Origin of the sequence: Pseudomonas sp. (assembly GCF_049653025.1) — a bacterium.
In the GTDB taxonomy this organism is placed as follows: domain Bacteria; phylum Pseudomonadota; class Gammaproteobacteria; order Pseudomonadales; family Pseudomonadaceae; genus Aquipseudomonas.
Genome location: NZ_JBASFM010000006.1, coordinates 639,328 through 661,453 on the forward strand (window position 1 = coordinate 639,328; position 22,126 = coordinate 661,453).

A 22,126-nucleotide genomic window follows, 5' to 3' on the forward strand; every position below is an offset into this window, starting at 1 on the left:
TCGTCGGCTTTCTGTCAGTGACGGGGCAGCAAACATGTCAAATAGTGGTCACCATCACATTCTGTCGATAGTCGATCTATATTTGACGTCGATAGGATGACGGACAGAAACCCCACAACGGTAAAAGGCTATCAAGAGCCGACGCCGGAGACTCAGCGCCATGCCACCACGCGCCGCTCGCCCAGCCCATTGCTTGCTGCACAGCCTGCTCGCCAGTTGCTGGCTATTCAGCCCGGCATTGAGCGCCGATGCCTCGCCACCCCATCCCAGCGCGCTCAACGAAGCCCTCAGCAGCGCCCGCCTGAGTTCCTGGCAAAGCCTGCTGAGCAGCGCCGCGCAGGACAGCGAACGCGCCCGCCTGGAGCGGGTCAATGGCTTTATCAACCGTTCGGTGAGTTTTGTCAGCGACCAACAGGCCTGGGCTGCGGATGACTACTGGGCCACGCCAGCGCAGACGCTCAGCCGCGGCCAGGGCGACTGCGAAGACTTCGCCATCGCCAAGTACTTCAGCCTGGTCAGCATGGGCATCCCCAGCGAGAAGCTGCGCCTGACCTTCGTCAAGGCGCTCACGCAGAATCAGGCGCATATGGTGCTGGCCTATTACCCCAGCCCCAACGAGCAGCCGCTGATCCTCGACAACCTCGACCCACGTATTCGCCCGGCCAGCGAGCGCCGCGACCTGCTGCCGGTGTATTCCTTCAATAATCACGGGGTGTTTCTGGCCAAGTCGCCGCAGCGCGTCAGCCAGCCACCGGAGTTTCTGGCGCGCTGGAATGAGCTGAGCGAACGCGCCCTGGCCGATGGCTCGGCCGCACGTTCACCGCAGAGCTAGCGCCATCAGCGTGGGCTGATGTGGACAATCATCAGCTGCATCGCCTCCTGGCCACGGTACTCGTTAACGTCGAGTTTGTAGGCCAGTTCCACCCAGCGCACGGTCGGGTTCGGCCAGATTTCGCGGTCCACACCAAAGGCGATGCCATCGAGCTGCACGCTGCCGCACTCGCTTTTCAACACCACCTTGAGATGGCGCTCGCCGACGATGCGCTGCTGCACCAACTGAAACACGCCATGAAACAACGGCTCGGGGAAGTGCTGGCCCCAGGGCCCGGCATTGCGCAGCTCCTTGGCCAGCGGCAGGTGGAACTCCTCGATGGACAAGGCACCATCAGACAGCAACCGGCCAGTCAGATCATCAGCACAGAGCTGGCGGCGCACTTCGGCGTCGAAGGCCGCCGCAAACGCGCCGAAATTCGCCGCTGGGAGCGACAAGCCGGCGGCCATGGCATGCCCCCCGAACTTGCTGATCAACTGTGGGTGCTTGGCTGCCACCGCATCCAGCGCGTCACGGATATGAAAACCCGGCACCGAACGCGCCGAGCCTTTCAGCACACCGTCGCCGGCATCGGCAAAGGCGATGGTCGGGCGGTGATAGCGCTCCTTCATCCGCGAGGCGAGGATGCCGATCACGCCTTGGTGCCAATCGGCCTCGAACAGGCACAGACCGAATGGCATATCGTCCAGAGGCAGATCCTTGAGCTGGGCCAGCGCCTCACGCTGCATACCCTGCTCGATGGCCTTGCGATCCTGATTGAGCTGATCCAGCTGCACCGCCATATCACGCGCCAGCGCTTCGTCTTCGCAGAGCAGGCATTCGATGCCCAGCGCCATGTCGTCCAAACGACCGGCAGCATTCAGCCGTGGACCGAGGATAAAGCCCAGGTCGGTGGAGGTGATGCGCCGATGGTCGCGCCCGGCCACTTCGAGAATTGCGCGCAAGCCCGGACGCGCCCGCCCAGCGCGAATCCGCGCCAGGCCCTGATGCACCAGGATGCGGTTGTTGGCGTCCAGCGGCACCACGTCGGCGACGCTGCCCAGCGCAACCAAGTCGAGCAGCTCGCCCAGGTTCGGCTCCGGGCGCTGCACAGTAAACCAGCCCATTTCACGCAAGCGCGCACGCAGGGCCAGCAGCACATAGAACATTACCCCGACGCCGGCCAGCGCCTTGCTGGGGAACTCGCAGCCCGGCTGGTTGGGATTGACGATGGCATCGGCGGCCGGTAGCTCGGCACCGGGCAAGTGGTGATCGGTGACCAACACGGTCAAGCCGGCCGCCTTGGCTGCGGCCACGCCCTCAACGCTGGAGATGCCGTTATCCACAGTGATCAGCAGTTGCGGCTCGCGCTCCAGCGCCACCGCAACGATTTCCGGAGTCAGACCGTAGCCGTACTCGAAACGATTGGGCACCAGATAATCGACATGCGCCGCGCCAAGCATGCGCAGGCCAAGCACCCCTACCGTACTGGCGGTGGCACCGTCAGCATCGAAGTCGCCAACGATCAACATGCGCTGACCTTGCTGCAATCCCTGCACCAGCAGCTCGACCGCTGCATCCATGCCCTTGAGTTGCTGATACGGAATCAGCCGCGCCAGGCCCTTGTCCAGCTCGGCAGCCGACTGCACGCCGCGAGCGGCATACAAGCGGGTCAACAACGGTGGCAGAGCGCCCAGATCAGGCAGAGTGGCGGGTAACGGGCGGGCTTCGATGCGCATGGTGGTTTTATCTTGTAGGGCGGGTGCAACCCGCCGAAATCAAAACGTGGCGGGTTGCACCCGCCCTACGACTACAAACCTGTTCTCAACGCGTCGTGAGCGCAGGTTAGGCAAGGCAAAAGTTGGCGAGGAAGCGGAGTTTACTGCTGTAAATGAGCATTCCGAGCCAGCTTTTAACGCCGCATAACCAAGCGCAACAGCGTTGAAACAGGTTTTAGCGTTCGCCAGCCAACCACTCGATAGGCAGCTCATGCTGGCCGCGCTCGTCGGTGACGAACAATTCGCCGTCACTGATCATCACGCTCCAGTTCAGCGAGCGCGGCATGTCCAGCGCCAGCTTGGCCAGGGCTTCCTGGTCAAGGGCGACGACGTTGATGTTTTTCAGGCTGCGTACCGGGTCGAGCGCCTTGGTCTGCCAGACGCGCAGGTTGCCGTAGGCCACCAGGCTGAACTTCTCGGTACGCCGCGAGCACCAGGTGATTCGGTCGCTGTCCGGCTGGCCGACTTCGATCCAGTGCAGCACGCGGTCGTCCAGGCTCTTTTCCCACAGCGCCGGCTCATCCACATCCGACAGGCCACGACCGAACGCCAGCTGCTCGTGATAGAACAAGGCATAGGCAACCAGGCGCGCCGCCAGGCGCTCTTCGGTTTCAGAAGGGTGCTTGGCCACGGTGAAACGCAGGTTTTCATAGACGCTGCGATCCATGTCGGTGAGGTTCAGTTCGATTTTGTAGGTGGTAGACGGCAGGGCCATGGACGGGGCTTCTTGACTGGTCGAATAAGCCGGCAAGTCTACCCGATGCGGCCAGCGCACGTTAGAGTCGCGGCTATTGCCCCGCCCGACGGAATCCTTGATGAACCTAACTGCCAAACCCCTCGCCGGCCTGAAAGTGATCGAACTCGGCACCCTGATCGCCGGACCGTTTGCCTCGCGCATCTGCGCCGAATTTGGTGCCGAGGTGATCAAGGTCGAGTCGCCGGATGGCGGCGACCCGCTGCGCAAGTGGCGCAAGCTGTATGAGGGCACTTCGCTGTGGTGGTTTGTGCAGGCGCGCAACAAGCAGTCGATCACCCTCAACCTCAAACATGAGGCTGGGCGAGAGGTGCTGAAGAAGCTGCTGAGCGAAGCCGACATCCTGATCGAGAACTTCCGCCCCGGCGTGCTGGAGAAACTTGGCCTCGGCTGGGACGTGTTGCATGCGCTAAACCCCAAGCTGGTAATGGTGCGCCTGTCCGGCTTCGGCCAGAGCGGGCCGATGAAGGATCAGCCGGGCTTCGGCGCGGTTGGCGAATCGATGGGCGGGTTGCGCTATATCACCGGCTTTGAGGACCGGCCGCCGGTGCGCACGGGTATTAGCATTGGCGATTCGATTGCCGCGCTGTGGGGCGTGATCGGCGCGCTGATGGCGCTGCGCCATCGCGAGGTCAACGGCGGCAGCGGCCAGGTGGTCGATGTGGCGCTGTATGAGGCGATCTTCGCGATGATGGAGTCCATGGTGCCGGAGTTCGACGTGTTCGGTTTTATCCGTGAGCGCAGCGGCAATATCATGCCCGGCATCACCCCTTCCTCGATCCACACCAGTAGCGATGGCAAACATATCCAGATCGGGGCCAACGGCGATGCGATCTTCAAGCGCTTTATGCAGGCCATCGGCCGCCAGGACCTGGCCGACGATGCCACGCTGGCCAGCAACGATGGCCGCGATGCGCGCCGCGATGAGATTTATGGAGTGATCGACCGCTGGGTTGGCGCACTGCCACTGCAGCAGGTGCTGAGCACGCTGAACCAGGCCGAGGTGCCGGCCAGCCGCATCTTCAGCGCCGAAGATATGTTCAGCGACCCGCAGTACCTGGCCCGCGAGATGTTTCTGTCCGCCAAACTGCCGGGCGGCCAGCCATTCAAGATGCCAGGCATAGTGCCCAAGCTCAGCGACACCCCGGGCGGCGTCGACTGGGTCGGGCCGGAGCTGGGTGAGCATAACCAACAGGTGCTGAGCGACCTTGGCTACAGCAGCGAGCAGATCGCCGCCTTGCGCCGCGAGGGCAGTATCTGAATTCGTCAGCCTGGCGGCGTCTTTATAACGCGAGGAGCAAAGTCAGAGCGTCACGCCATACTTGGCGTAAATCCGCTCAATCGCACCGTTACGTTTCAGCTTGAGAATGGCTTCATCCAGCCTGGGCAACCAGGCTTTATTGCGCGGATGCACACGCATACTCACATCAAACACACTGATCGCATCGCCCACTTCCAGCTTGCGATATTCGGGCATTTTAAGGATGTTGTATTGCGCCACTGCCTTGTTGATCACGATCTGATCGAAGCGCGCAACCGACAACATCTCCAGCAGCTGCATCTCGTTCAAGCCATTGCGCCGGTCAATCTGTCCTGCCTCGATCAAGGCACGCAGATCCGGGTAGGCATAGCCGCGCACCAGACCAAGCGCCTTGCCGCGCAGGTCATCGGGGGTCTTTACCGGAAAGGATTTGCCTGGGGCAAACACCATCACATCGACGATCTTGCCAAAGGGGGCCGAGAACTCACCCGGCACCGGCTGCCCGCGCATCCAGCCGGCATACACCCCGGGTTCGATATCCAGCTGACCGCCGTTGAATAACAAGCCAATACGCGGATAGGGGTAATAACGGATATTGAATACATCACCGAGCAATGCACCCAGCTCATCGAATATATCTTTGTAGATACCGCTATTGCCGCGCTCGATCATCATCGGCGGGTAATCATAGAAGCCGACTTCAAAGGTATCTGCCGCGACCGTGTTCGCCAGGCCTAAACAGCACAGCAAGTAACACAGCACAGGTTTACTACACCGCCTCATTACGCCACCTCAACATGCGCACACCTAACTCAGCCCGCGATGACGACAGCAAGACACCTTGGGCCCATGCGTCACTCCAACAATGCGCCTTTCTAAAGCATAGCCACATAAAAAAAGCCGGTCCCCCTGCGGGTAACCGGCTTTCGACCTGCGTCACACTGACTTACAGCGGCTTGCCACGGTTGCCGTGGGCGGCCACGAATTGCTGCACAGTTTTCAGGTCATTGGCCAGCACCGTGCAACGCTCATCGCGCTGGAACAGATCCGCCAGGTGTGGCGGCAATGCCGGAACCGTGTCGATGCCAGCCTTCTCCACCGCCTCGGGGAATTTCACCGGATGCGCGGTGCCGAGAATCACCATCGGCGTACTCAGGCTACGGCGACATTCACGCGCGGCTTTAACGCCAATGGCGGTGTGCGGATCGAGCAGCTCGCCACACTCGGCGTACACCTCGGCGATGGTTTCGCAGGTCGCTTCGTCGTCCACCGCGAGGGAGTCGAACAACTTGCGCGCCTCGGTCCAGCGGTCCTGATCGACGCTGAAACCGCCACCCTGCTTGAAGGTATCCATCAAGCAGGCGATGGCCGCGCCGTTGCGACCGTGCAGGTCAAACAGCAGGCGCTCGAAGTTCGACGACACCATGATGTCCATCGACGGCGACAGGGTCGGGTGCAGGTCACCCTTCACATACTGATTACCGCTCATAAAGCGGTGCAGGATGTCGTTGCGGTTGGTCGCGACGATCAGCTGGCTGATCGGCAGGCCCATGTTACGCGCCAGGTAGCCGGCGAAGATGTCGCCGAAGTTGCCGGTCGGCACCGAGAATGCGATGGAGCGCGCCGGGCCACCGAGCTGCAGGGCCGCGTGGAAGTAGTAGACGATCTGGGCCATGATCCGCGCCCAGTTGATCGAGTTGACTGCGACCAGACGGGTGCCCTTAAGGAAGCCCTGGTCGGCGAAGCTGGCCTTGACCATCTCCTGGCAGTCGTCGAAGTTGCCTTCGATGGCGATGTTGTGGATGTTGTCGCCGAAGATCGTGGTCATCTGCCGGCGCTGCACCTCGGACACGCGGTTGTGCGGGTGCATGATAAAGATGTCGACGTTGTCGCAGGCCTTGCAGCCTTCGATGGCCGCCGAGCCGGTATCTCCGGAGGTGGCTCCCATGATCACCACGCGCTCGTTGCGCTTGGCCAGCACGTAGTCGAGCAGACGGCCAAGCAGCTGCAGGGCGAAATCCTTGAACGCCAGGGTCGGGCCGTGGAACAGCTCGAGTACCCACTCGTTGCCGTTCAGCTGGCGCAGCGGTGCCACGGCGTTATGGGCAAACACGCCGTAGGTTTCTTCGAGGATCTTCTTGAAGTCGGCATCCGGGATGCTGCCGGTGACGAACGGGCGCATCACCCGGAAGGCCAGTTCGTGGTATGGCAGGCCGGCCCAGGAAGCGATTTCTTCCTGGGTGAAGCGCGGCAGGTTTTCCGGAACATAGAGGCCGCCATCACTGGCCAGGCCGGCGAGCAGCACGTCTTCGAAATTCAGGGCCGGTGCCTGGCCGCGGGTACTGATATAGCGCATAGGGGCAAACCTTCGGTTGAATCTTTAAGAGCCGCAGCTGCCTGCTGCACCTGCGGCCAAAGGCGGATTAGTTCAACTGCTCGACGCGGATACGCACAACGCTGCCAACTACATCTTCAAGCGCTTCAAGGGCGCTAATCGCCTCGTTGATCTGCGCCTCGACCACGCGGTGAGTGACCAGGATCATCGGCACCAGGCCATCCTGCTCCTCGACTTCCTTCTGCATGATCGACTCGATGTTGATCCCGCGGGCCGACAGAATACTCGCCACTTGAGCCAGCACGCCCGGATGATCCTTGGCCTGGATGCGCAGGTAATAAGCACTCTCGCAGGCTTCGATCGGCAGAATCGGGTGATCGGACAGCGAATCCGGCTGGAAGGCCAGATGCGGTACGCGGTTGGTCGGATCGGCCGTCAGTGCACGCACCACGTCAACCAGATCAGCAATAACCGAGGACGCGGTCGGCTCCATGCCAGCACCCGCGCCGTAGAACAGCGTGCTGCCAGCGGCGTCGCCATTGACCATCACGGCGTTCATCACCCCGTTGACGTTGGCGATCAGACGATCAGCCGGAATCAGCGTCGGGTGTACGCGCAGCTCGATGCCGGCGTCCGTGCGACGGGCCACACCCAGGTGCTTGATGCGATAGCCCAGCGCCTCGGCGTAGTTCACGTCAGCGGTGGTCAGCTTGGTGATGCCTTCGGTGTAGGCCTTGTCAAACTGCAGCGGGATGCCAAAGGCGATCGAAGCCAGGATGGTCAGTTTGTGCGCCGCATCGATGCCTTCAACGTCGAAAGTCGGATCGGCTTCGGCATAACCCAGCGCCTGCGCCTCGGCCAGCACGTCTTCAAAGGTGCGCCCCTTCTCGCGCATCTCGCTGAGGATAAAGTTGCCAGTGCCGTTGATGATCCCAGCCAGCCAGTTGATGCGGTTGGCCGCCAGGCCTTCACGAATCGCCTTGATCACCGGGATACCACCGGCAACGGCCGCTTCGAAGGCGACGATCACGCCCTTTTCACGGGCCTTGGCGAAAATTTCGTTGCCGTGCACGGCGATCAGCGCCTTGTTCGCGGTAACCACGTGTTTGCCGTTCTCGATGGCTTTGAGCACCAGTTCCTTCGCCAGGGTGTAACCGCCGATCAGCTCGATAACGATATCGATCTCGGGGTTGTTCACCAGCTCGAAGGCATCGCTGGTCATGCTAATACCGGTCGTGTCGTACTGCGGCTTGGGCGAGCGAATAGCGATCTGGGCAACTTCAATACCACGCCCTGCGCGCCGGGTAATTTCCTCGGCATTTCGCTTGAGTACATTCAACGTACCGCCACCGACGGTACCCAGCCCACAGATGCCTACTTTCACCGGTTTCACACTGAACTCCCCATCTGCACTGCGTAAAACGGCCGGAGCAAGCCCCGGCCGTAGAAAAAGAGCCGCACCATACGAAGCGGCTGTTTATTAGTCAATCAGGCGCAAGCCTCAGCTTACTTGGATTCCAGGGCGATTTTCGCCAACTGTGGCGCTGGCTGATAGCCCGGAATGACCTTGCCGTTGGCCAAAACGATGGCCGGCGTACCGCTGACCCCGATCATCTGCCCCAGGGCGTACTGCTTGGCCACCGGGTTATTGCATTCGGCGGCAGGCACGTTCTGCCCAGTTTTAGCCAGGTTCATGGCCGCCTGCTGATCCTTGGCGCACCAGACGCTGGTCAGCTCTTTGGCCGCCGGGCTATCCAGGCCCTGACGTGGGAACGCCATATAGCGCACCTCAATCCCCAGACGGTTCAGCTCCGGCACTTCGCTGTGCAGCTTTTGGCAGTAGCCGCAGTCGGTGTCGGTAAATACGGTGATATGGGTTTTCGCCTGTCTGGCGGGGAACACCACCATCTCCGAGGCTGGAGTGGCATTCAGGATTTTCGCCACGCCGCGGCTTTCTTCCCGCTCGGTCAGGTTGACCGCCTGACCATCCTTGACCTGGAACAGGTAGCCCTGCAGCAGGAACTGGCCATCGGCGCTGGTATACAGCTGCCGACCACCGGCCAACTGAACTTGGTAGACGCCGGGCATAGGGCTTTCAGCAATGGCTTCAACCGGCAGGTCGGGATCGAGAGCCTTGAGGGTCTTGCGGATAGCCTGGTCGGCATCGGCGGCAATGCCCATGCCGCTGGCCAGACCCAGGGCCAACGCGACAACAATGCGGTTAAAACGCATACAAACTCCTGGACAAAAATGATCTAACGAGTGATTGGCGCAGCCTACCATAGAAGCCCCAGCAGGCCGACCATGGCAGGCCGGACGGCGTTCTCAGCCTCGCGGGTGGTGCTGCACATGCAACTCCTGCAGGCGCGCACGGGCAATATGCGTATAGATCTGCGTGGTCGACAGATCGCTGTGCCCCAGCAGCATCTGCACCACACGCAAATCGGCACCATGGTTGAGCAGATGGGTGGCGAAGGCGTGGCGCAAGGTGTGCGGCGACAGGCTCTTGGCAATCCCGGCGACCTTGGCCTGATGTTTGATGCGGTACCAGAAGGCCTGCCGGGTCATCTGTTCGCCGCGCAGACTGGGAAACAGCACCGTGCTGGGCCTACCGTCGAGCAGGAACGGCCGCGCCTCCTTGCTGTAGCGCTCGATCCAGGCGATGGCTTCCTCACCCAGCGGCACCAGGCGCTCCTTGCTGCCTTTACCGAGTACCCGCAGCACGCCTTGACGCAGGTTGACCTGCTCCAGCGTCAGGCCGATCAACTCACTGACCCGCAGGCCGCAGGCATACAGCACCTCAAGCATGGCGCGATCGCGCAGGCCAATCGGATCATCCAGCTCGGGGGCGGCCAGCAGAGCCTCGACATCGGCCTCGGACAGCGACTTGGGCAGCGGCCGCCCCAGCTGCGGCATATCCACCTGCACGGTCGGGTCGAGCACAATCAACCCCTCGCGCAGACAATAGCGATAGAAGCCGCGTAACCCCGACAACAGACGCGCCGTAGAGCGCGCCTTGTAACCCTCATTAAGCCGCCAGGCCAGGTGATCGAGTATCGCCTCGCGGCCCACACTTTCCAGCAGCGCGCCGCGCTCGCTCAGCCAGCCATTGAAATGCTGCAAGTCGCTGCGGTAGGCCGCGCGAGTGTGCTCGGCCAGGCCCTTCTCGAACCACATGGCTTCGAGAAACTTATCGATCAGAGAATGCTCTAGCGCAGGCATCAACTAGTACTTTAAGGTGATTAATCGCCCCAGTTTTCCACAGCACGCCCCTCAATCACCAGCGCCAAGGAGTGCGCATGAACGAAAACCAGATTCTATTCGCCATCGGCGGCATTGGCGCAGCAGCGCTCGCCAGCCAATGGCTGGCTTGGCGCATGCGCCTGCCGGCAATTCTCTTTCTGCTGCTCAGCGGCATTTTGGCCGGTCCGATACTGGGGCTACTGGACCCACAGAAGCTGTTCGGCCCGCTGTTCTTCCCCCTGGTGTCCCTGTCCGTCGCACTGATTCTGTTCGAAGGCAGCCTGACCCTGCGGCTGTCCGAATGGCGCGAAATCGGCTCCGTGGTGCGGCGCATGGTGACCATCGGCGCGCTGGTGACCTGGGCGGTCATTGCCATCGCCACCCACTTCCTGCTGGGCTTTACCTGGGAGCTGTCCCTGCTATTTGGCACCCTGACCCTGGTCACCGGCCCGACCGTTATCGTGCCGATGCTGCGCGTGGTACGCCCCACGTCCGCCATCGCCAACATCCTGCGCTGGGAAGGCATCGTTATCGACCCCATCGGCGCGCTGCTGGCGGTGATGATGTTCAGCTTTATCGTCAGCCATGAGCAAAGCAACGCCTGGAGCCAAAGCCTCGCGACATTCGCCGCGGTCATCGGCACCGGCAGCGTGCTCGGCATTGCCGGCGGCTGGCTGTTTGGCCAGGTGCTGCGCCGCCACTGGTTGCCGGAGTACCTGCACAACCTGGCCGCCATGGCCGCCGCGCTGGGCGTGTTTATTGCCGCCAACCACCTGATGCATGAGTCCGGCTTGCTGGCCATCACACTGATGGGCATGTGGCTGGCCAATATGCGCGGCGTGGATGTCCGACAGATCCTGCACTTCAAGGAAAACCTCAGCGTACTGCTGATTTCCGGGCTGTTTATCCTGCTCGCGGCGCGCCTGGACCTGAATGCGCTGATCGCGCTCGGCCCGCTCACCCTGGTGCTGCTGGCGGTGATCCAGTTTGTCGCACGCCCGCTCAACGCCTACCTGTGCACCATCGGCACCCACCTCAACTGGCGCGAACGCAGCCTGCTGGCCTGGATCGCCCCACGCGGCATAGTCGCCGCGGCGGTATCGGCGATTTTCGCCTTGCGCCTGGAGGAGTACGGTCACGCCCAGGCTCACCTGCTGGTGCCACTGACCTTCCTGGTGATCATCGGCACCGTTGTGCTGCAGAGCGCTACCGCACGGCCACTGGCAAAGCTGCTGAACGTGGCCGAACCCGCCCCCAGCGGCTTCCTTATCGTCGGTGCCAATCCCGTGGCCCGCGCACTCGGCAAAGCCCTGCAGGACCTGGGCAACCGCGTGCTGCTGAGTGACTCCAGCTGGGAAAACATCAGCGCCGCACGCATGGAAAAACTCCCCACCTACTTCGGCAACCCCACCTCGCAGGATGCCGAAGCGCACCTGGACCTGGTCGGCCTCGGCCACCTGCTGGCGCTGTCGCCCTCCAGCGAGTTGAACGCGCTGGCCTGCATGCATTTTCGTCACGACTTTTCCGCACTGCGGCGCTTCACCTTGCCCAGCGGAGCCGAAAGCCGGCGCACCGACAAACACCGCAGCAGCGAGGAAGTCCGCGGCCGCCCCATGGGCAATGGCCCGCTGAGCTTCCCGCAATTCGCCAGCCGCCTGAGCAAAGGGGCGGAAATTCGCACCACCACCCTGACCGCCACCTTCGATTGGCAGGCCTATCAAGACCTGCATGGCGAGAGAGCGCTGCTCCTGCTGGCGCGCGACCCGCGTGGTTGGATCCATGTCGCGACCCAGCCATTGGAGACCCTGCCAGGCCCGGACTGGACCCTGGTATCCCTGATCGACATGGAGAGCAAAGAGAGCAGCGCGCCGTAAACGCGAGCTACAAAGACTTAGAAGGCACGTCACCCTATCTTTGGGTGGGTGACAGATGCCCATTTGCAGACCATGATTGCACCACGCCACTACAGCACAATGGGCCCACGCGATGTCCAGCCAACAGCATTCACGTCTTGGTCAGATACTGATCAACAAGGGACTGATTAACCGCGGCCAGCTGGATGCTGCCATTCAACTGCAGCTCACCAGCCAGAAGCGCCTGGGCGAGATCCTGATCGAGCAAGGCTGGCTGAGCGAACGCCAGCTGAAAAAGGCCCTGAGCAAGCAGAGCAACCTGCGCCTGGCGGCAACCCTGGTCGCCGCCCTGCTCAGCCCGTTCCAGATTGCCAGCGCCGATATTCAGCGCGCACAACCCAGTGCGATCAGCCAGGAAGAGACACCGCGCGGCCTCCGCCCGCTGACCGATATGGAAATGAGCAATGTCAGCGCCCAAGGTCTGGACGATGTGCTGCAAGGCCTGTTTCTGCAAGCCGGCAGTGGCGACGGCCTGGGTACCGTCGGCCAACTGAGCAAGCTGGTGATGCCGGTACTGAACAGCCTTGAGGCGGAAACCTCGATGAAGGATGTGCAGTACGACACCAGCAAGCTGACCTCTGTGATCAATGCCGACGGCTCGGTGAATGTGCGCCTGCCCAGCTCGATCGGCGAGCTGCGCTTCGACAATATCCGCGTCGCCGGAGCCTCCCCGGGACAGAGCTTCGGCAGCCTGAGCCTGCACGATATCGACCTGTCGCAGGCCTCTCTGAAAATCAGCCTGCACAAGTAAGGACCTGCCGCGGCCTACTGGTCCTACCGCGTTAAACGAAAAAAGCAGCCCGAAGGCTGCTTTTTTTACAAGGAAGCTGAGACTTAGCCCAGTTTTTCCTTGATGCGTGCTGCCTTACCGGACAGGTCACGCAGGTAGTACAGCTTGGCTTTACGTACGTCACCGCGACGCTTAACGGCCAGGCTGTCAACCAGCGGGCTGTAGGTCTGGAAGGTACGCTCAACGCCAACACCGTTGGAGATCTTACGAACAGTGAAAGCACTGTTCAGACCACGGTTGCGCTTGGCGATAACAACGCCTTCGAACGCCTGCAGACGCTGACGGTCGCCTTCTTTCACTTTAACCTGGACAACAACAGTGTCACCCGGTGCGAAAGTCGGGATCTCTTTGCCCATCTGTTCAGCTTCGAGCTGCTGAATAATCTTGTTGGTCATGCTGCGCTCCTAAGACAGGCCTCGGCCGGTCATCGATACATTAACTATCGTCCCGCTGGCGGACGTATTCCTCCAGCAGCTTTTTCTCTTCTCCAGAAAGCGAGCGGCTTTCCAGAAGATCGGCGCGTCGTTCGTAGGTCCGACCAAGGGACTGCTGCAAACGCCAGCGCCGGATGTGTTCGTGGTTGCCACTCAGCAACACTTCGGGAACACGTTTATCCGCATACACCTCCGGGCGGGTGTAGTGCGGGCAGTCGAGCAGGCCATCCGTAAAGGAATCCTCCTCGGCCGAGTCTGCATGACCCAATGCACCAGGCAAAAGGCGCGTTACCGCGTCGATCAGCACCATGGCCGGCAGCTCACCGCCGGACAGGACGTAGTCCCCAATCGACCATTCTTCATCGACATGCGCTTCAATAAAGCGCTCATCGATGCCTTCGTAGCGACCGGCAATTAGGATTAACGCCTCCTCATTGGCCAGTTCGCGTACTGCTGACTGCGTCAGCTGGCGACCTTGCGGCGACAGGTAAATCACCCTGGCCGCACCACCTGTAGCGTGCTTCGCTTCAAGCAAAGCATCTTCAAGCGGCTTGATCTTCATCACCATGCCTGGGCCACCGCCGAAAGGCCGATCATCCACGGTGTGGTGACGGTCTGTGGTGTAGCTACGCGGGTTCCAGCAGGTCAGTTGCAACAAACCCTGCTTCACCGCTCGGCTGGTAATGCCGTAATCACTGATAGCGGCAAACATTTCCGGGAACAGCGTAATGACTTCAACGCGCAGATTTGGCATCAGGCTTAGAAGTCCGCATCCCAGTCGACCCGCATTTCGCCAGCGGCCAGATCAATCGACAACACGCATTGCTCGGTATAGGGCAATAGGCGCTCACGACCATCCAGGCTGTCGGTGCAGGGTTTGACCACCATCACATCGTTGGCACCGGTCTCAAACAGGTGGTCAATCTTGCCGAGCAACTGCCCCGCCTGATCGATAACCTTTAGACCTTCCAACTGGTACCAGTAGTACTCGCCGTCTGTTAACTCAGGGAACAGGCTGCGCGGCACACATATCTCATAACCAGCGAGAAGACGCGCTTCTTCACGGTCATCGAGACCCTTGAGCTTCGCGACCAGGAATTTATCACTCCCGCGTCCGCTGACCAGCTCTACCTGTTTGACACTGCCTTCGCGCCTAAGCGTCCAGGATTTGTACTCCAACAGGTTTGCAACAGGATCGGTAAAGGAATACACCTTCACTTCACCGCGAACGCCATGTACAGAATAGATCTTGCCGATAACGATCAAATCATCGGTAGAAACAGGCGTCGCGCTCATATTGCTCAGGCCGCAGCCTTAGCAGCGTCCTTCAACAACTGAGCAACACGATCAGAAGGCTGTGCGCCAACGCTCAGCCAATGGGCCAGGCGGTCTTGCTTCACGGACAGACGAACTTCCTGACCACGAGCGATCGGGTTGAAGAAACCGATCTCTTCTTTGTGCGAACCGTCGCGTGGGTTACGGCTGTCGGTCACGTTAATTTTGTAGAACGGGCGCTTTTTGGAGCCGCCAAGGGCAAGACGAATCGTTAGCATGTGAACATAGTTCCTGTAGTCGGTGCTGCAAATCTAAATGCACGGCGGGCATAGGGTGCCCGAAAGGCCGCATATTCTAAGGAATATCCGGACTTTTGCAAATGGCTTTTTCAGGCGCATGAAGCCGTGCAGTCAAGATTTGCCAGAGGGCCGCTGTCCAAACCGGCCAATCAGCTCCCGCAAAAGGCGGGTTTACTGTAAATCCCCGCTGTCTAGCAGGGTCTACGCCGACATCGCTGCCGACGCGAATTCCTTACATCTTTGGCAGGCCGCCCGGCATCATCCCGCCCATGCCGCGCATCATCTTGGCCATACCGCCTTTGGCAGTGAATTTCTTCATCATTTTCTGCATTTGTTTGTGCTGCTTGATCAGACGACCAATGTCCTGCACCTGGGTGCCGGAACCCATGGCGATACGGCGCTTGCGCGAACCGCTGATCACATCAGGATCGCGGCGCTCCTGCGGCGTCATTGAGTTGATGATCGCCTCCATCTGCTTGAACTGCTTCTCGGCCGCGCCCTGGGCATTGCCCATTTGCGCCAAATTAACGCCACCCATCTGCGGCAGCTTGTCCATCAGGCCGCCGAGACCGCCCATATTCTTCATCTGCTGCAGCTGATCACGGAAGTCTTCGAGATCGAAGCCCTTGCCCTTTTTCAGCTTTTTGGTGAGCTTCTCGGCTTTCTCACGATCCAGGGTCTGCTCGGCCTGCTCGATCAGACTGAGCACGTCACCCATACCGAGGATGCGCGAGGCAATCCGATCTGGATGGAAAGGCTCGAGCGCCTCGGTCTTCTCACCCATACCGATAAACTTGATCGGCTTGCCAGTAATCGCACGCACCGACAACGCCGCACCGCCGCGAGCATCGCCGTCGACCTTGGTCAGCACCACACCGGTCAACGGCAGCGCATCATTAAAGGCCTTGGCGGTGTTGGCGGCATCCTGCCCGGTCATGGCGTCAACCACGAACAGGGTTTCCACCGGCTTGATCGCCGCGTGCAGTGCCTGGATCTCCGCCATCATTTCGGCATCGATAGCCAGACGACCGGCGGTATCGACAATCACTACATCAATAAACTTGAGCTTGGCTTCCTTGATCGCCGCTTCAGCGATATCCACCGGCTTCTGGCTGAGGTCGGAGGGGAAGAAGGTCACGCCAATATCATTGGCCAGGGTTTCCAGTTGCTTGATCGCCGCCGGACGGTATACGTCGGCAGACACCACCATCACGGTCTTCTTCTTGCGCTCTTTAAGGAAGCGCGCCAGCTTGCCAACGGTGGTGGTTTTGCCCGCGCCCTGCAGGCCCGCCATCAGCACCACGGCGGGCGGCACCGCATTCAGCGCCAGGTCTTCGTTGGCCGCGCCCATCAGCTCTTCGAGCTCGGCACGCACGATCTTCACGAACGCCTGACCTGGAGTCAGGCTCTTCGACACCTCGGTGCCGACCGCGCGATCCTTGACCTTGTTGACGAAGTCCTTGACCACCGACAGCGCCACGTCGGCTTCCAGCAAGGCCATGCGCACTTCGCGCAGGGTGTCCTTGATGTTGTCTTCACTCAGCTTGGCCTTGCCGGTGACATTTCGCAGGGTCTGCGAGAGGCGGTCAGTCAGATTTTCGAACATGCGCGTTCCTTTCAGGCTCAGTCGAGCCGAGGGTGGGCTTGCAACAGGTCGCGGATTATAGCGAAGACTACGAGGCACCGACACCGCCAGACGCTTTCGTGGCTTACGGGTTGTATGCCACACTGAGCCCCTTTCGGGTTTGCCTGACAAGGATTTATGCACCCTCTGCTACCCAGCCTCGCCGCTGCCGGCCTGTATGCCGGAGCCGCTCTCTACCAAGGCTTGCGCCTGACTCAGCGCAGCGCTCCCGACAGACGCCTGCTGATCCTGCTCGGCGCGCTCGCCCTGTTCTGCCATGGCGGCAGCCTGTTTCTGCAGATGTACCACTCGACAGGCCTGGCCCTCGACTTCTTCAACGCCGCCAGCCTGATTGCCTATGCGGTGATTCTGCTGACGCTGCTAGCCTGCATCCGCATCCCGGTAGAAAACCTGCTGCTATTGCTGTTCCCCCTGGGCTTCCTGACCGTGCTGCTCGCCCAATTTATGCCCAGTGGCACCACCCAGGCCATCGATGAAGCCCCGGGCATCCTCGCGCATATCCTGCTGTCAATCACCGCCTACGGCATGCTCACCATTGCGGTGTTCCAGGCGCTGCTACTGTCGCTGCAGGACCACCAGCTCAAGCACAAGCATCCCTCGGGGCTGATCAAGAACTTCCCGCCGCTGCAGACCATGGAAAGCCTGCTGTTCGGCTTCCTCTGGGCTGGCTGGGTACTGTTGTCGCTGTCGCTGCTCTCCGGAGCGCTGTTTATCAACGACCTGTTTGCCCAGCATCTGGCGCACAAGACCATCCTCTCCTGCTTCGCCTGGGTGGTGTTCGCCGTGCTGCTGTGGGGCCGCCATCAACTGGGCTGGCGCGGGCATAAAGCCATTCGTTGGACCCTAGCCGGCTTCTGCCTGCTGATGCTGGCCTATTTCGGCAGCAAGCTGGTCCGCGAATTCATCCTGCACATCTAGCGGCCAAGGCATCCCACGTGGACGACATACATCCCGGCTACTTGATTGGCTTGCTGATTTTCCTGCTGCTCTGCTCGGCGTTTTTTTCCAGCTCGGAAACCGGCATTCTCAGCCTTAACCGCTACCGCCTGCGCCACCTGGCCAAGGAAGGGCATCGCGGTGCCAAGCGCGTCAGCATGCTGCTCAGCCGCCCGGATCGCCTGCTCGGCACCATTCTGATCGGCAACAACTTCGTCAACATCCTCGCCTCCTCTATTGCCACCGTACTGGCCTTGCAGCTCTGGGGCGAAGCCGGGATTGCCATTGCCACCATCGGCCTGACCCTGGCGCTGCTGATTTTCGGTGAAATCACCCCCAAGACCCTGGCCGCCTTACGCCCGGAAATGATCGCCTACCCCTTCAGCCTGCCGTTGCTGCTGTTGCTCAAGCTGTTCTACCCTTTGGTGATACTGCTTGGCTGGGTCAGCAACGGCCTACTGTGGCTGCTGGGCATCGACCCCACGCCGAAAAGCAGTGACAGCCTGAGTACCGAGGAACTGCGCAGCGTGGTGCGCGACTCTGGCCAGGCGCTGCCGCAAAACCGCCAGAACATGCTGCTCGGCATCCTCGATCTGGAGCGGGTCACGGTGAACGACATCATGATCCCGCGCAACGAAGTGACCGGCATCGACCTGGATGATGACCTCGAAACCATCAACAACCAGCTGACCAGCACCACGCACACGCGACTGCCGGTGTTTCGCGGTGACATCAACCAGATCGAAGGCATCGTGCACATGCGCCAGATTGCCCGACTGCTGACGCACAACGAGCTGAGCAAGGACGCCCTCCTGGCCGCCTGCAACGAACCCTACTTCATCCCCGAGAGCACGCCACTCTCGACCCAGCTGATCAACTTCCAGAAGCAAAAACGCCGCATCGGCATCGTCGTAGACGAATATGGCGACGTGATCGGCATCGTTACTCTGGAAGATATCCTCGAAGAGATCGTCGGCGGCTTCAGCAATCCGGATGCACAGGGCAACCCGGAGATTCACCCACAGGCTGATGGCACCCAGGTGATCGATGGTGCGGCCTATATCCGCGAAGTGAACAAGGCGCTGGACTGGCACCTGCCCTGCGATGGCCCGAAAACGCTCAACGGCCTGATTACCGAAGCACTGGAAAGCATCCCCGACAGTCCCGTGTGCCTGAAGATCGGCCCGTATCGTTTGGAAATCCTGCAATCCTCGGAAAACCGGGTGAAAAGCGTGCGCGTCTGGCACGCGACCATCAAGGTTCGCGCCGAACAGCCGGTGCAAGACTGAGCGCCAACCCCTGCGCCCAGACGCGATAACCCAGGCTCGACGGGTGATAGCCGTCACGCGCCAGGTACGCCGCGGAAAACTCCAACTCCACTGAGTGGTGCCCCGCACCTAGGGCACTCGCCAACGTGCGCAGGCGCGTATCCAGCAATCCCGCACGCAGACCAAGCAAGCGCCGCAGCAGCCAGGGCAATGCGCTGAAATGCTGCAAGGGCGGAACACTGCTGAATGCCACCTGAGCGCCGCGCCCCGCCAATGCCTCGGCCATGCTGCCCAAGGCGCTGCTCCAGCGTGGCAACGAGGTCAGACGGGTGGTGTCATTGACGCCAAACACCAGCAGCGCCAGGTCGAAGGGTTGCTCCAGCATCTGCGGCAGCAAACGCTCATGGGCCTGCGCGGCGGTGATGCCATTTTCACCGCAGGCCTGCCAGGCAACCGGACGCCCCAGTTGAAGCGCCAGCGCCTCGGCCAGCTGCCCGACTAGGGCCGCCTGTAATTCGTTGACGCCAACACCGACCACTGTCGATTCGCCAAGTACCAGCAGGCGCAACGGTGCACCAGGCAAATCCGCGCCAGCCACACCGCACAGCGGCCCCGCCGCCACCGGCAAGCGCAGCGCCCGTCGGCGCGTCCAGATAGCCTGTGGCACGACCATTGGAGCCAACAGCACCAGCGTTAGCCACCAGGCATAGCTGCGCAGTGCATTCACAGTTCGACCTTGACCGCCTGCGCCGCGCGCGTGGCCTTGGCCCGCGCCGCCTGCAATGACTCATCACGCGCCAGGGCCACGCCCATACGGCGCTGGCCGCTGACCTCGGGTTTGCCGAACAGACGCAAGGCGGTGTCCGGCTCGGCCAGGGCCGCACCCAGATTGCCGAAGCTGACTTGCTGCGACTCGCCCTCGACCAATATCACCGCAGAAGCCGACGGGCCGAGCTGGCGAATCGCCGGAATCGGCAAACCGAGAATCGCCCGCGCATGCAGGGCAAACTCGGACAGATCCTGGGAAATCAGAGTGACCAGGCCCGTGTCGTGCGGGCGCGGCGAAATCTCGCAGAACCACACCTGATCGCCCTTGACGAACAACTCGACGCCAAACAGACCGCGTCCACCCAGCGAGCCGGTGACCGCCAAGGCAATGCGCTCGGCTTCGGCCTGGGCCTTGGCGCTCATCGGCTGCGGCTGCCAGGACTCCTGATAATCACCTTTGACCTGACGGTGGCCGACCGGCGCACAGAAGGTGGTACCGCCGCTGTGGCGCACGGTGAGCAGGGCGATCTCATAGTCGAAATCGATAAAGCCCTCGACAATCACCCGGCCTTTTCCGGCACGGCCACCGGCCTGGGCGTAATCCCAGGCAGCCTGCAGATCGTCCAGGCTTTTCAGCACCGACTGGCCCTTGCCCGAGGAGCTCATGATTGGCTTGATCAGACAGGGGAAACCAATCGCCTCGACCGCCGCACGGCACTCTTCGAGGGAATCGGCAAAGCGATAGGGCGAAGTCGGCAGGCCCAGCTCTTCGGCGGCCAGACGGCGAATACCTTCGCGGTTCATGGTCAGCTGCGCGGCGCGGGCGCTGGGGATGACGGTAAAACCTTCATTCTCCAGCTCGACCAGAGTCGCGGTGGCGATGGCTTCGATTTCCGGAACTATGTAGTGCGGCTGCTCCAGCTCGATCACCGCCCGCAGCGCGTCGCCATCGAGCATATTGATCACATGACTACGATGCGCCACCTGCATCGCTGGGGCATTGGCATAGCGGTCCACGGCGATCACTTCAACGCCGAGGCGCTGCAGCTCGATCACCACCTCCTTGCCCAGCTCGCCAGAGCCACACAGCAGCACACGGGTCGCACTCGGCGACAATGGGGTTCCGATACGGGGCATGGGTTTTCCTCAAACTGGTTGATAAAGCGTGTGCTACAGCAGCACGCCTTTGGCTTTCGCGCGCTCATGGCAGAGCACCAGCACCTCACGGCGCTCGGTGTTGTCCATGCGACTCCAGCGGGTGATTTCGGCCACCGAGCGTTGGCAGCCGATGCAGATATCGTCATCGTCCAGCGCACAGATATGCACGCAGGGCGAGGCGACCGGACGCTCTTGCGCTTGCATCAGTCGTCCTGCTCGGCCAGGTCACGGGCATAGCGCTGGGCGTTGTGCACGTAATGGGCGGCGCTGGCTTCAAGCATCTTCTTCTGCGCCTCGTTCAACTCACGCACCACCTTGCCGGGCGAGCCCATGACCAGCGAGCCATCGGGAATTTCCTTGCCTTCACCGATCAGGCTATTGGCCCCGATGATGCAGTACTTGCCGATTTTCGCGCCATTGAGCACCACGGCATTGATGCCGATAAGGCTGTAATCGCCCACCGAGCAGCCATGCAGCATGGCGTTGTGGCCGATGGTCACACCCTTGCCAATGGCCAGCGGGAAGCCCATATCGGTATGCATCACCGTGCCATCCTGCACATTGCTGTTCTCGCCGATATGAATCAGCTCGTTGTCGCCGCGCAGCACGGCGTTAAACCAGACGCTGGCCCCCGGCTCCAATTTGACCTTGCCCACCAGGGTGGCATTGGGCGCGACCCAGCTGTCTGGATGAACGTCGACACGGGACTGGCCCAGGCGGTATTTCATTAATTCGGTCCTCATCCCACAGTCATGTGAGCTTGATGAAATGCTCGGGCGGCTGATGCATATCGATGCACGCATCGTCGTAGGCCAGGTTGACCAGCTCGACCAGCATGATCGCCGTCAGCCCCCAGATTTTATATTCGCCATAGCGGTAGCTCGGCACGTACCAGCTGCGCCCGAGGTAGTCGATACGGTGGGTGGTTTCCCGCGGATCATCGCGAAAGAACGCCAGCGGCACGGCAAACACCGCGGCAATCTCACCATCGTTCGGTTGATAGTCGACGAAATCCGGCACCAGCCCCACATACGGCGTGACTTGAATACCGTGGCGCGAGACCAACGTGCTGAGCGGCCCGATCACTTCGACCAGGCCCGGCGGCAAGCCAATTTCTTCTTCGGCTTCGCGCAGCGCGGTGTGAATCAGATCGGGGTCTTCCGGATCACGCCGGCCACCGGGAAAGGCCACCTCGCCACCGTGAGTGGACAAGCCGCTGGCGCGCAGGGTCAGCACCACTTCCGGCTCATCGCTGCGGGTAATTGGCACCAGCACCGCAGCCTCGGGGTAACGCTTGTCGGTCTGCAGCGGGTGCGGGCTATAGCCACGCATACGATGGAGCAGCTCGTCCAGCATGGGGATTCTCGGTCTTTATTCTGCGTCCGATAATGGCACGAAAGCAGCGCACAGCCAAAGCCTTGCACCCGCAGACCGATCATTCAGGCGGTCGATGCAGCC

General features: G+C 61.1%; 23 protein-coding genes. 6 read left to right on the forward strand and 17 right to left on the reverse strand.

The features are described from left to right. The first annotated feature begins 160 nt into the window (after positions 1-160). On the forward strand, positions 161-832 hold the full coding sequence (locus tag WBK23_RS06045; RefSeq protein WP_424483058.1) for a transglutaminase-like cysteine peptidase: 672 nt from the start codon (positions 161-163) through the stop codon (positions 830-832). 5 nt (positions 833-837) lie between these two features. On the opposite strand, the gene recJ is transcribed toward WBK23_RS06045, so the two are convergent. Further along, a complete protein-coding gene (recJ, locus tag WBK23_RS06050) occupies positions 838-2,550 on the reverse strand; it encodes a single-stranded-DNA-specific exonuclease RecJ (RefSeq protein ID WP_424483059.1) in 1,713 nt (570 codons plus the stop codon). A gap of 214 nt (positions 2,551-2,764) precedes the next feature. Continuing rightward, entirely contained in the window at positions 2,765-3,304 is a 540-nt protein-coding gene (locus tag WBK23_RS06055) for a YaeQ family protein (RefSeq protein WP_424483060.1), read from the reverse strand. A gap of 100 nt (positions 3,305-3,404) precedes the next feature. Between WBK23_RS06055 and WBK23_RS06060 the strand changes: the two genes are divergently transcribed. Then, the gene (locus tag WBK23_RS06060; protein ID WP_424483061.1) at positions 3,405-4,604 is read left to right on the forward strand and encodes a CaiB/BaiF CoA transferase family protein; all 1,200 of its coding nucleotides are present in this window, start codon (positions 3,405-3,407) and stop codon (positions 4,602-4,604) included. A gap of 42 nt (positions 4,605-4,646) precedes the next feature. On the opposite strand, the gene WBK23_RS06065 is transcribed toward WBK23_RS06060, so the two are convergent. The 5 genes from WBK23_RS06065 to xerD all read right to left on the reverse strand — a co-directional run bounded on the left by WBK23_RS06065 (position 4,647) and on the right by xerD (position 10,161). Continuing rightward, on the reverse strand, positions 4,647-5,366 hold the full coding sequence (locus WBK23_RS06065; RefSeq protein WP_424483062.1) for a substrate-binding periplasmic protein: 720 nt from the start codon (positions 5,364-5,366) through the stop codon (positions 4,647-4,649). Between the two features lie 184 nt (positions 5,367-5,550). Further along, positions 5,551-6,960, reverse strand: a complete 1,410-nt coding sequence (gene thrC, locus WBK23_RS06070) for a threonine synthase (RefSeq protein WP_424483063.1) — start codon at positions 6,958-6,960, stop codon at positions 5,551-5,553. Positions 6,961-7,027: 67 nt separating this feature from the next. Continuing rightward, positions 7,028-8,332: a homoserine dehydrogenase gene (locus tag WBK23_RS06075; protein WP_424483064.1), complete on the reverse strand. Its 1,305-nt coding sequence runs from the start codon at positions 8,330-8,332 to the stop codon at positions 7,028-7,030. 113 nt (positions 8,333-8,445) lie between these two features. Next, positions 8,446-9,171: a bifunctional protein-disulfide isomerase/oxidoreductase DsbC gene (dsbC, locus tag WBK23_RS06080; RefSeq protein WP_424483065.1), complete on the reverse strand. Its 726-nt coding sequence runs from the start codon at positions 9,169-9,171 to the stop codon at positions 8,446-8,448. A gap of 93 nt (positions 9,172-9,264) precedes the next feature. Beyond that, positions 9,265-10,161: a site-specific tyrosine recombinase XerD gene (gene xerD / locus WBK23_RS06085; RefSeq protein WP_424483066.1), complete on the reverse strand. Its 897-nt coding sequence runs from the start codon at positions 10,159-10,161 to the stop codon at positions 9,265-9,267. 77 nt (positions 10,162-10,238) lie between these two features. Between xerD and WBK23_RS06090 the strand changes: the two genes are divergently transcribed. Further along, positions 10,239-12,056 (forward strand): cation:proton antiporter, encoded by a 1,818-nt coding sequence (locus tag WBK23_RS06090; RefSeq protein WP_424483067.1) that lies wholly within the window; start codon positions 10,239-10,241, stop codon positions 12,054-12,056. A 112-nt stretch (positions 12,057-12,168) separates the two neighbouring features. Beyond that, entirely contained in the window at positions 12,169-12,846 is a 678-nt protein-coding gene (locus tag WBK23_RS06095; RefSeq protein WP_424483068.1) for a hypothetical protein, read from the forward strand. 83 nt (positions 12,847-12,929) lie between these two features. Here WBK23_RS06095 and rplS read toward each other — a convergent pair whose 3' ends face one another. The 5 genes from rplS to ffh all read right to left on the reverse strand — a co-directional run bounded on the left by rplS (position 12,930) and on the right by ffh (position 16,499). Next, positions 12,930-13,280 (reverse strand): 50S ribosomal protein L19, encoded by a 351-nt coding sequence (rplS, locus tag WBK23_RS06100; protein ID WP_108486694.1) that lies wholly within the window; start codon positions 13,278-13,280, stop codon positions 12,930-12,932. A 40-nt stretch (positions 13,281-13,320) separates the two neighbouring features. Further along, positions 13,321-14,073: a tRNA (guanosine(37)-N1)-methyltransferase TrmD gene (gene trmD / locus WBK23_RS06105; RefSeq protein ID WP_424483069.1), complete on the reverse strand. Its 753-nt coding sequence runs from the start codon at positions 14,071-14,073 to the stop codon at positions 13,321-13,323. Positions 14,074-14,078: 5 nt separating this feature from the next. Then, positions 14,079-14,615 (reverse strand): ribosome maturation factor RimM, encoded by a 537-nt coding sequence (gene rimM / locus WBK23_RS06110; RefSeq protein WP_424483070.1) that lies wholly within the window; start codon positions 14,613-14,615, stop codon positions 14,079-14,081. 5 nt (positions 14,616-14,620) lie between these two features. Next, positions 14,621-14,872: a 30S ribosomal protein S16 gene (gene rpsP, locus WBK23_RS06115; RefSeq protein WP_090239277.1), complete on the reverse strand. Its 252-nt coding sequence runs from the start codon at positions 14,870-14,872 to the stop codon at positions 14,621-14,623. 253 nt (positions 14,873-15,125) lie between these two features. After that, positions 15,126-16,499 (reverse strand): signal recognition particle protein, encoded by a 1,374-nt coding sequence (gene ffh / locus WBK23_RS06120; protein WP_424483071.1) that lies wholly within the window; start codon positions 16,497-16,499, stop codon positions 15,126-15,128. A 156-nt stretch (positions 16,500-16,655) separates the two neighbouring features. On the opposite strand from ffh, the gene WBK23_RS06125 reads away from it, so the two are divergent. Then, positions 16,656-17,456, forward strand: a complete 801-nt coding sequence (locus WBK23_RS06125; protein ID WP_424483072.1) for a cytochrome C assembly family protein — start codon at positions 16,656-16,658, stop codon at positions 17,454-17,456. 17 nt (positions 17,457-17,473) lie between these two features. Further along, on the forward strand, positions 17,474-18,763 hold the full coding sequence (locus tag WBK23_RS06130) for an HlyC/CorC family transporter (RefSeq protein ID WP_424483073.1): 1,290 nt from the start codon (positions 17,474-17,476) through the stop codon (positions 18,761-18,763). On the opposite strand, the gene WBK23_RS06135 is transcribed toward WBK23_RS06130, so the two are convergent. From WBK23_RS06135 to WBK23_RS06155, 5 genes are read right to left on the reverse strand one after another with little or no spacing between them, the layout of a single operon-like run. Beyond that, positions 18,729-19,469, reverse strand: a complete 741-nt coding sequence (locus WBK23_RS06135) for an SGNH/GDSL hydrolase family protein (protein WP_424483074.1) — start codon at positions 19,467-19,469, stop codon at positions 18,729-18,731. The genes WBK23_RS06130 and WBK23_RS06135 overlap by 35 nt on opposite strands. Next, entirely contained in the window at positions 19,466-20,647 is a 1,182-nt protein-coding gene (gene purT, locus WBK23_RS06140) for a formate-dependent phosphoribosylglycinamide formyltransferase (protein ID WP_424483075.1), read from the reverse strand. Before purT ends, WBK23_RS06135 begins: the two co-directional genes overlap by 4 nt. Positions 20,648-20,680: 33 nt before the next feature. Further along, complete coding sequence (locus tag WBK23_RS06145) at positions 20,681-20,872, reverse strand: DUF1289 domain-containing protein (protein WP_424483076.1); 192 nt, start codon at positions 20,870-20,872, stop codon at positions 20,681-20,683. Next, positions 20,872-21,396, reverse strand: a complete 525-nt coding sequence (locus tag WBK23_RS06150) for a gamma carbonic anhydrase family protein (RefSeq protein WP_424483077.1) — start codon at positions 21,394-21,396, stop codon at positions 20,872-20,874. Before WBK23_RS06150 ends, WBK23_RS06145 begins: the two co-directional genes overlap by 1 nt. Before the next feature lie 22 nt (positions 21,397-21,418). Then, positions 21,419-22,024: a CoA pyrophosphatase gene (locus tag WBK23_RS06155; RefSeq protein ID WP_424483078.1), complete on the reverse strand. Its 606-nt coding sequence runs from the start codon at positions 22,022-22,024 to the stop codon at positions 21,419-21,421. Positions 22,025-22,126 lie beyond the last annotated feature (102 nt).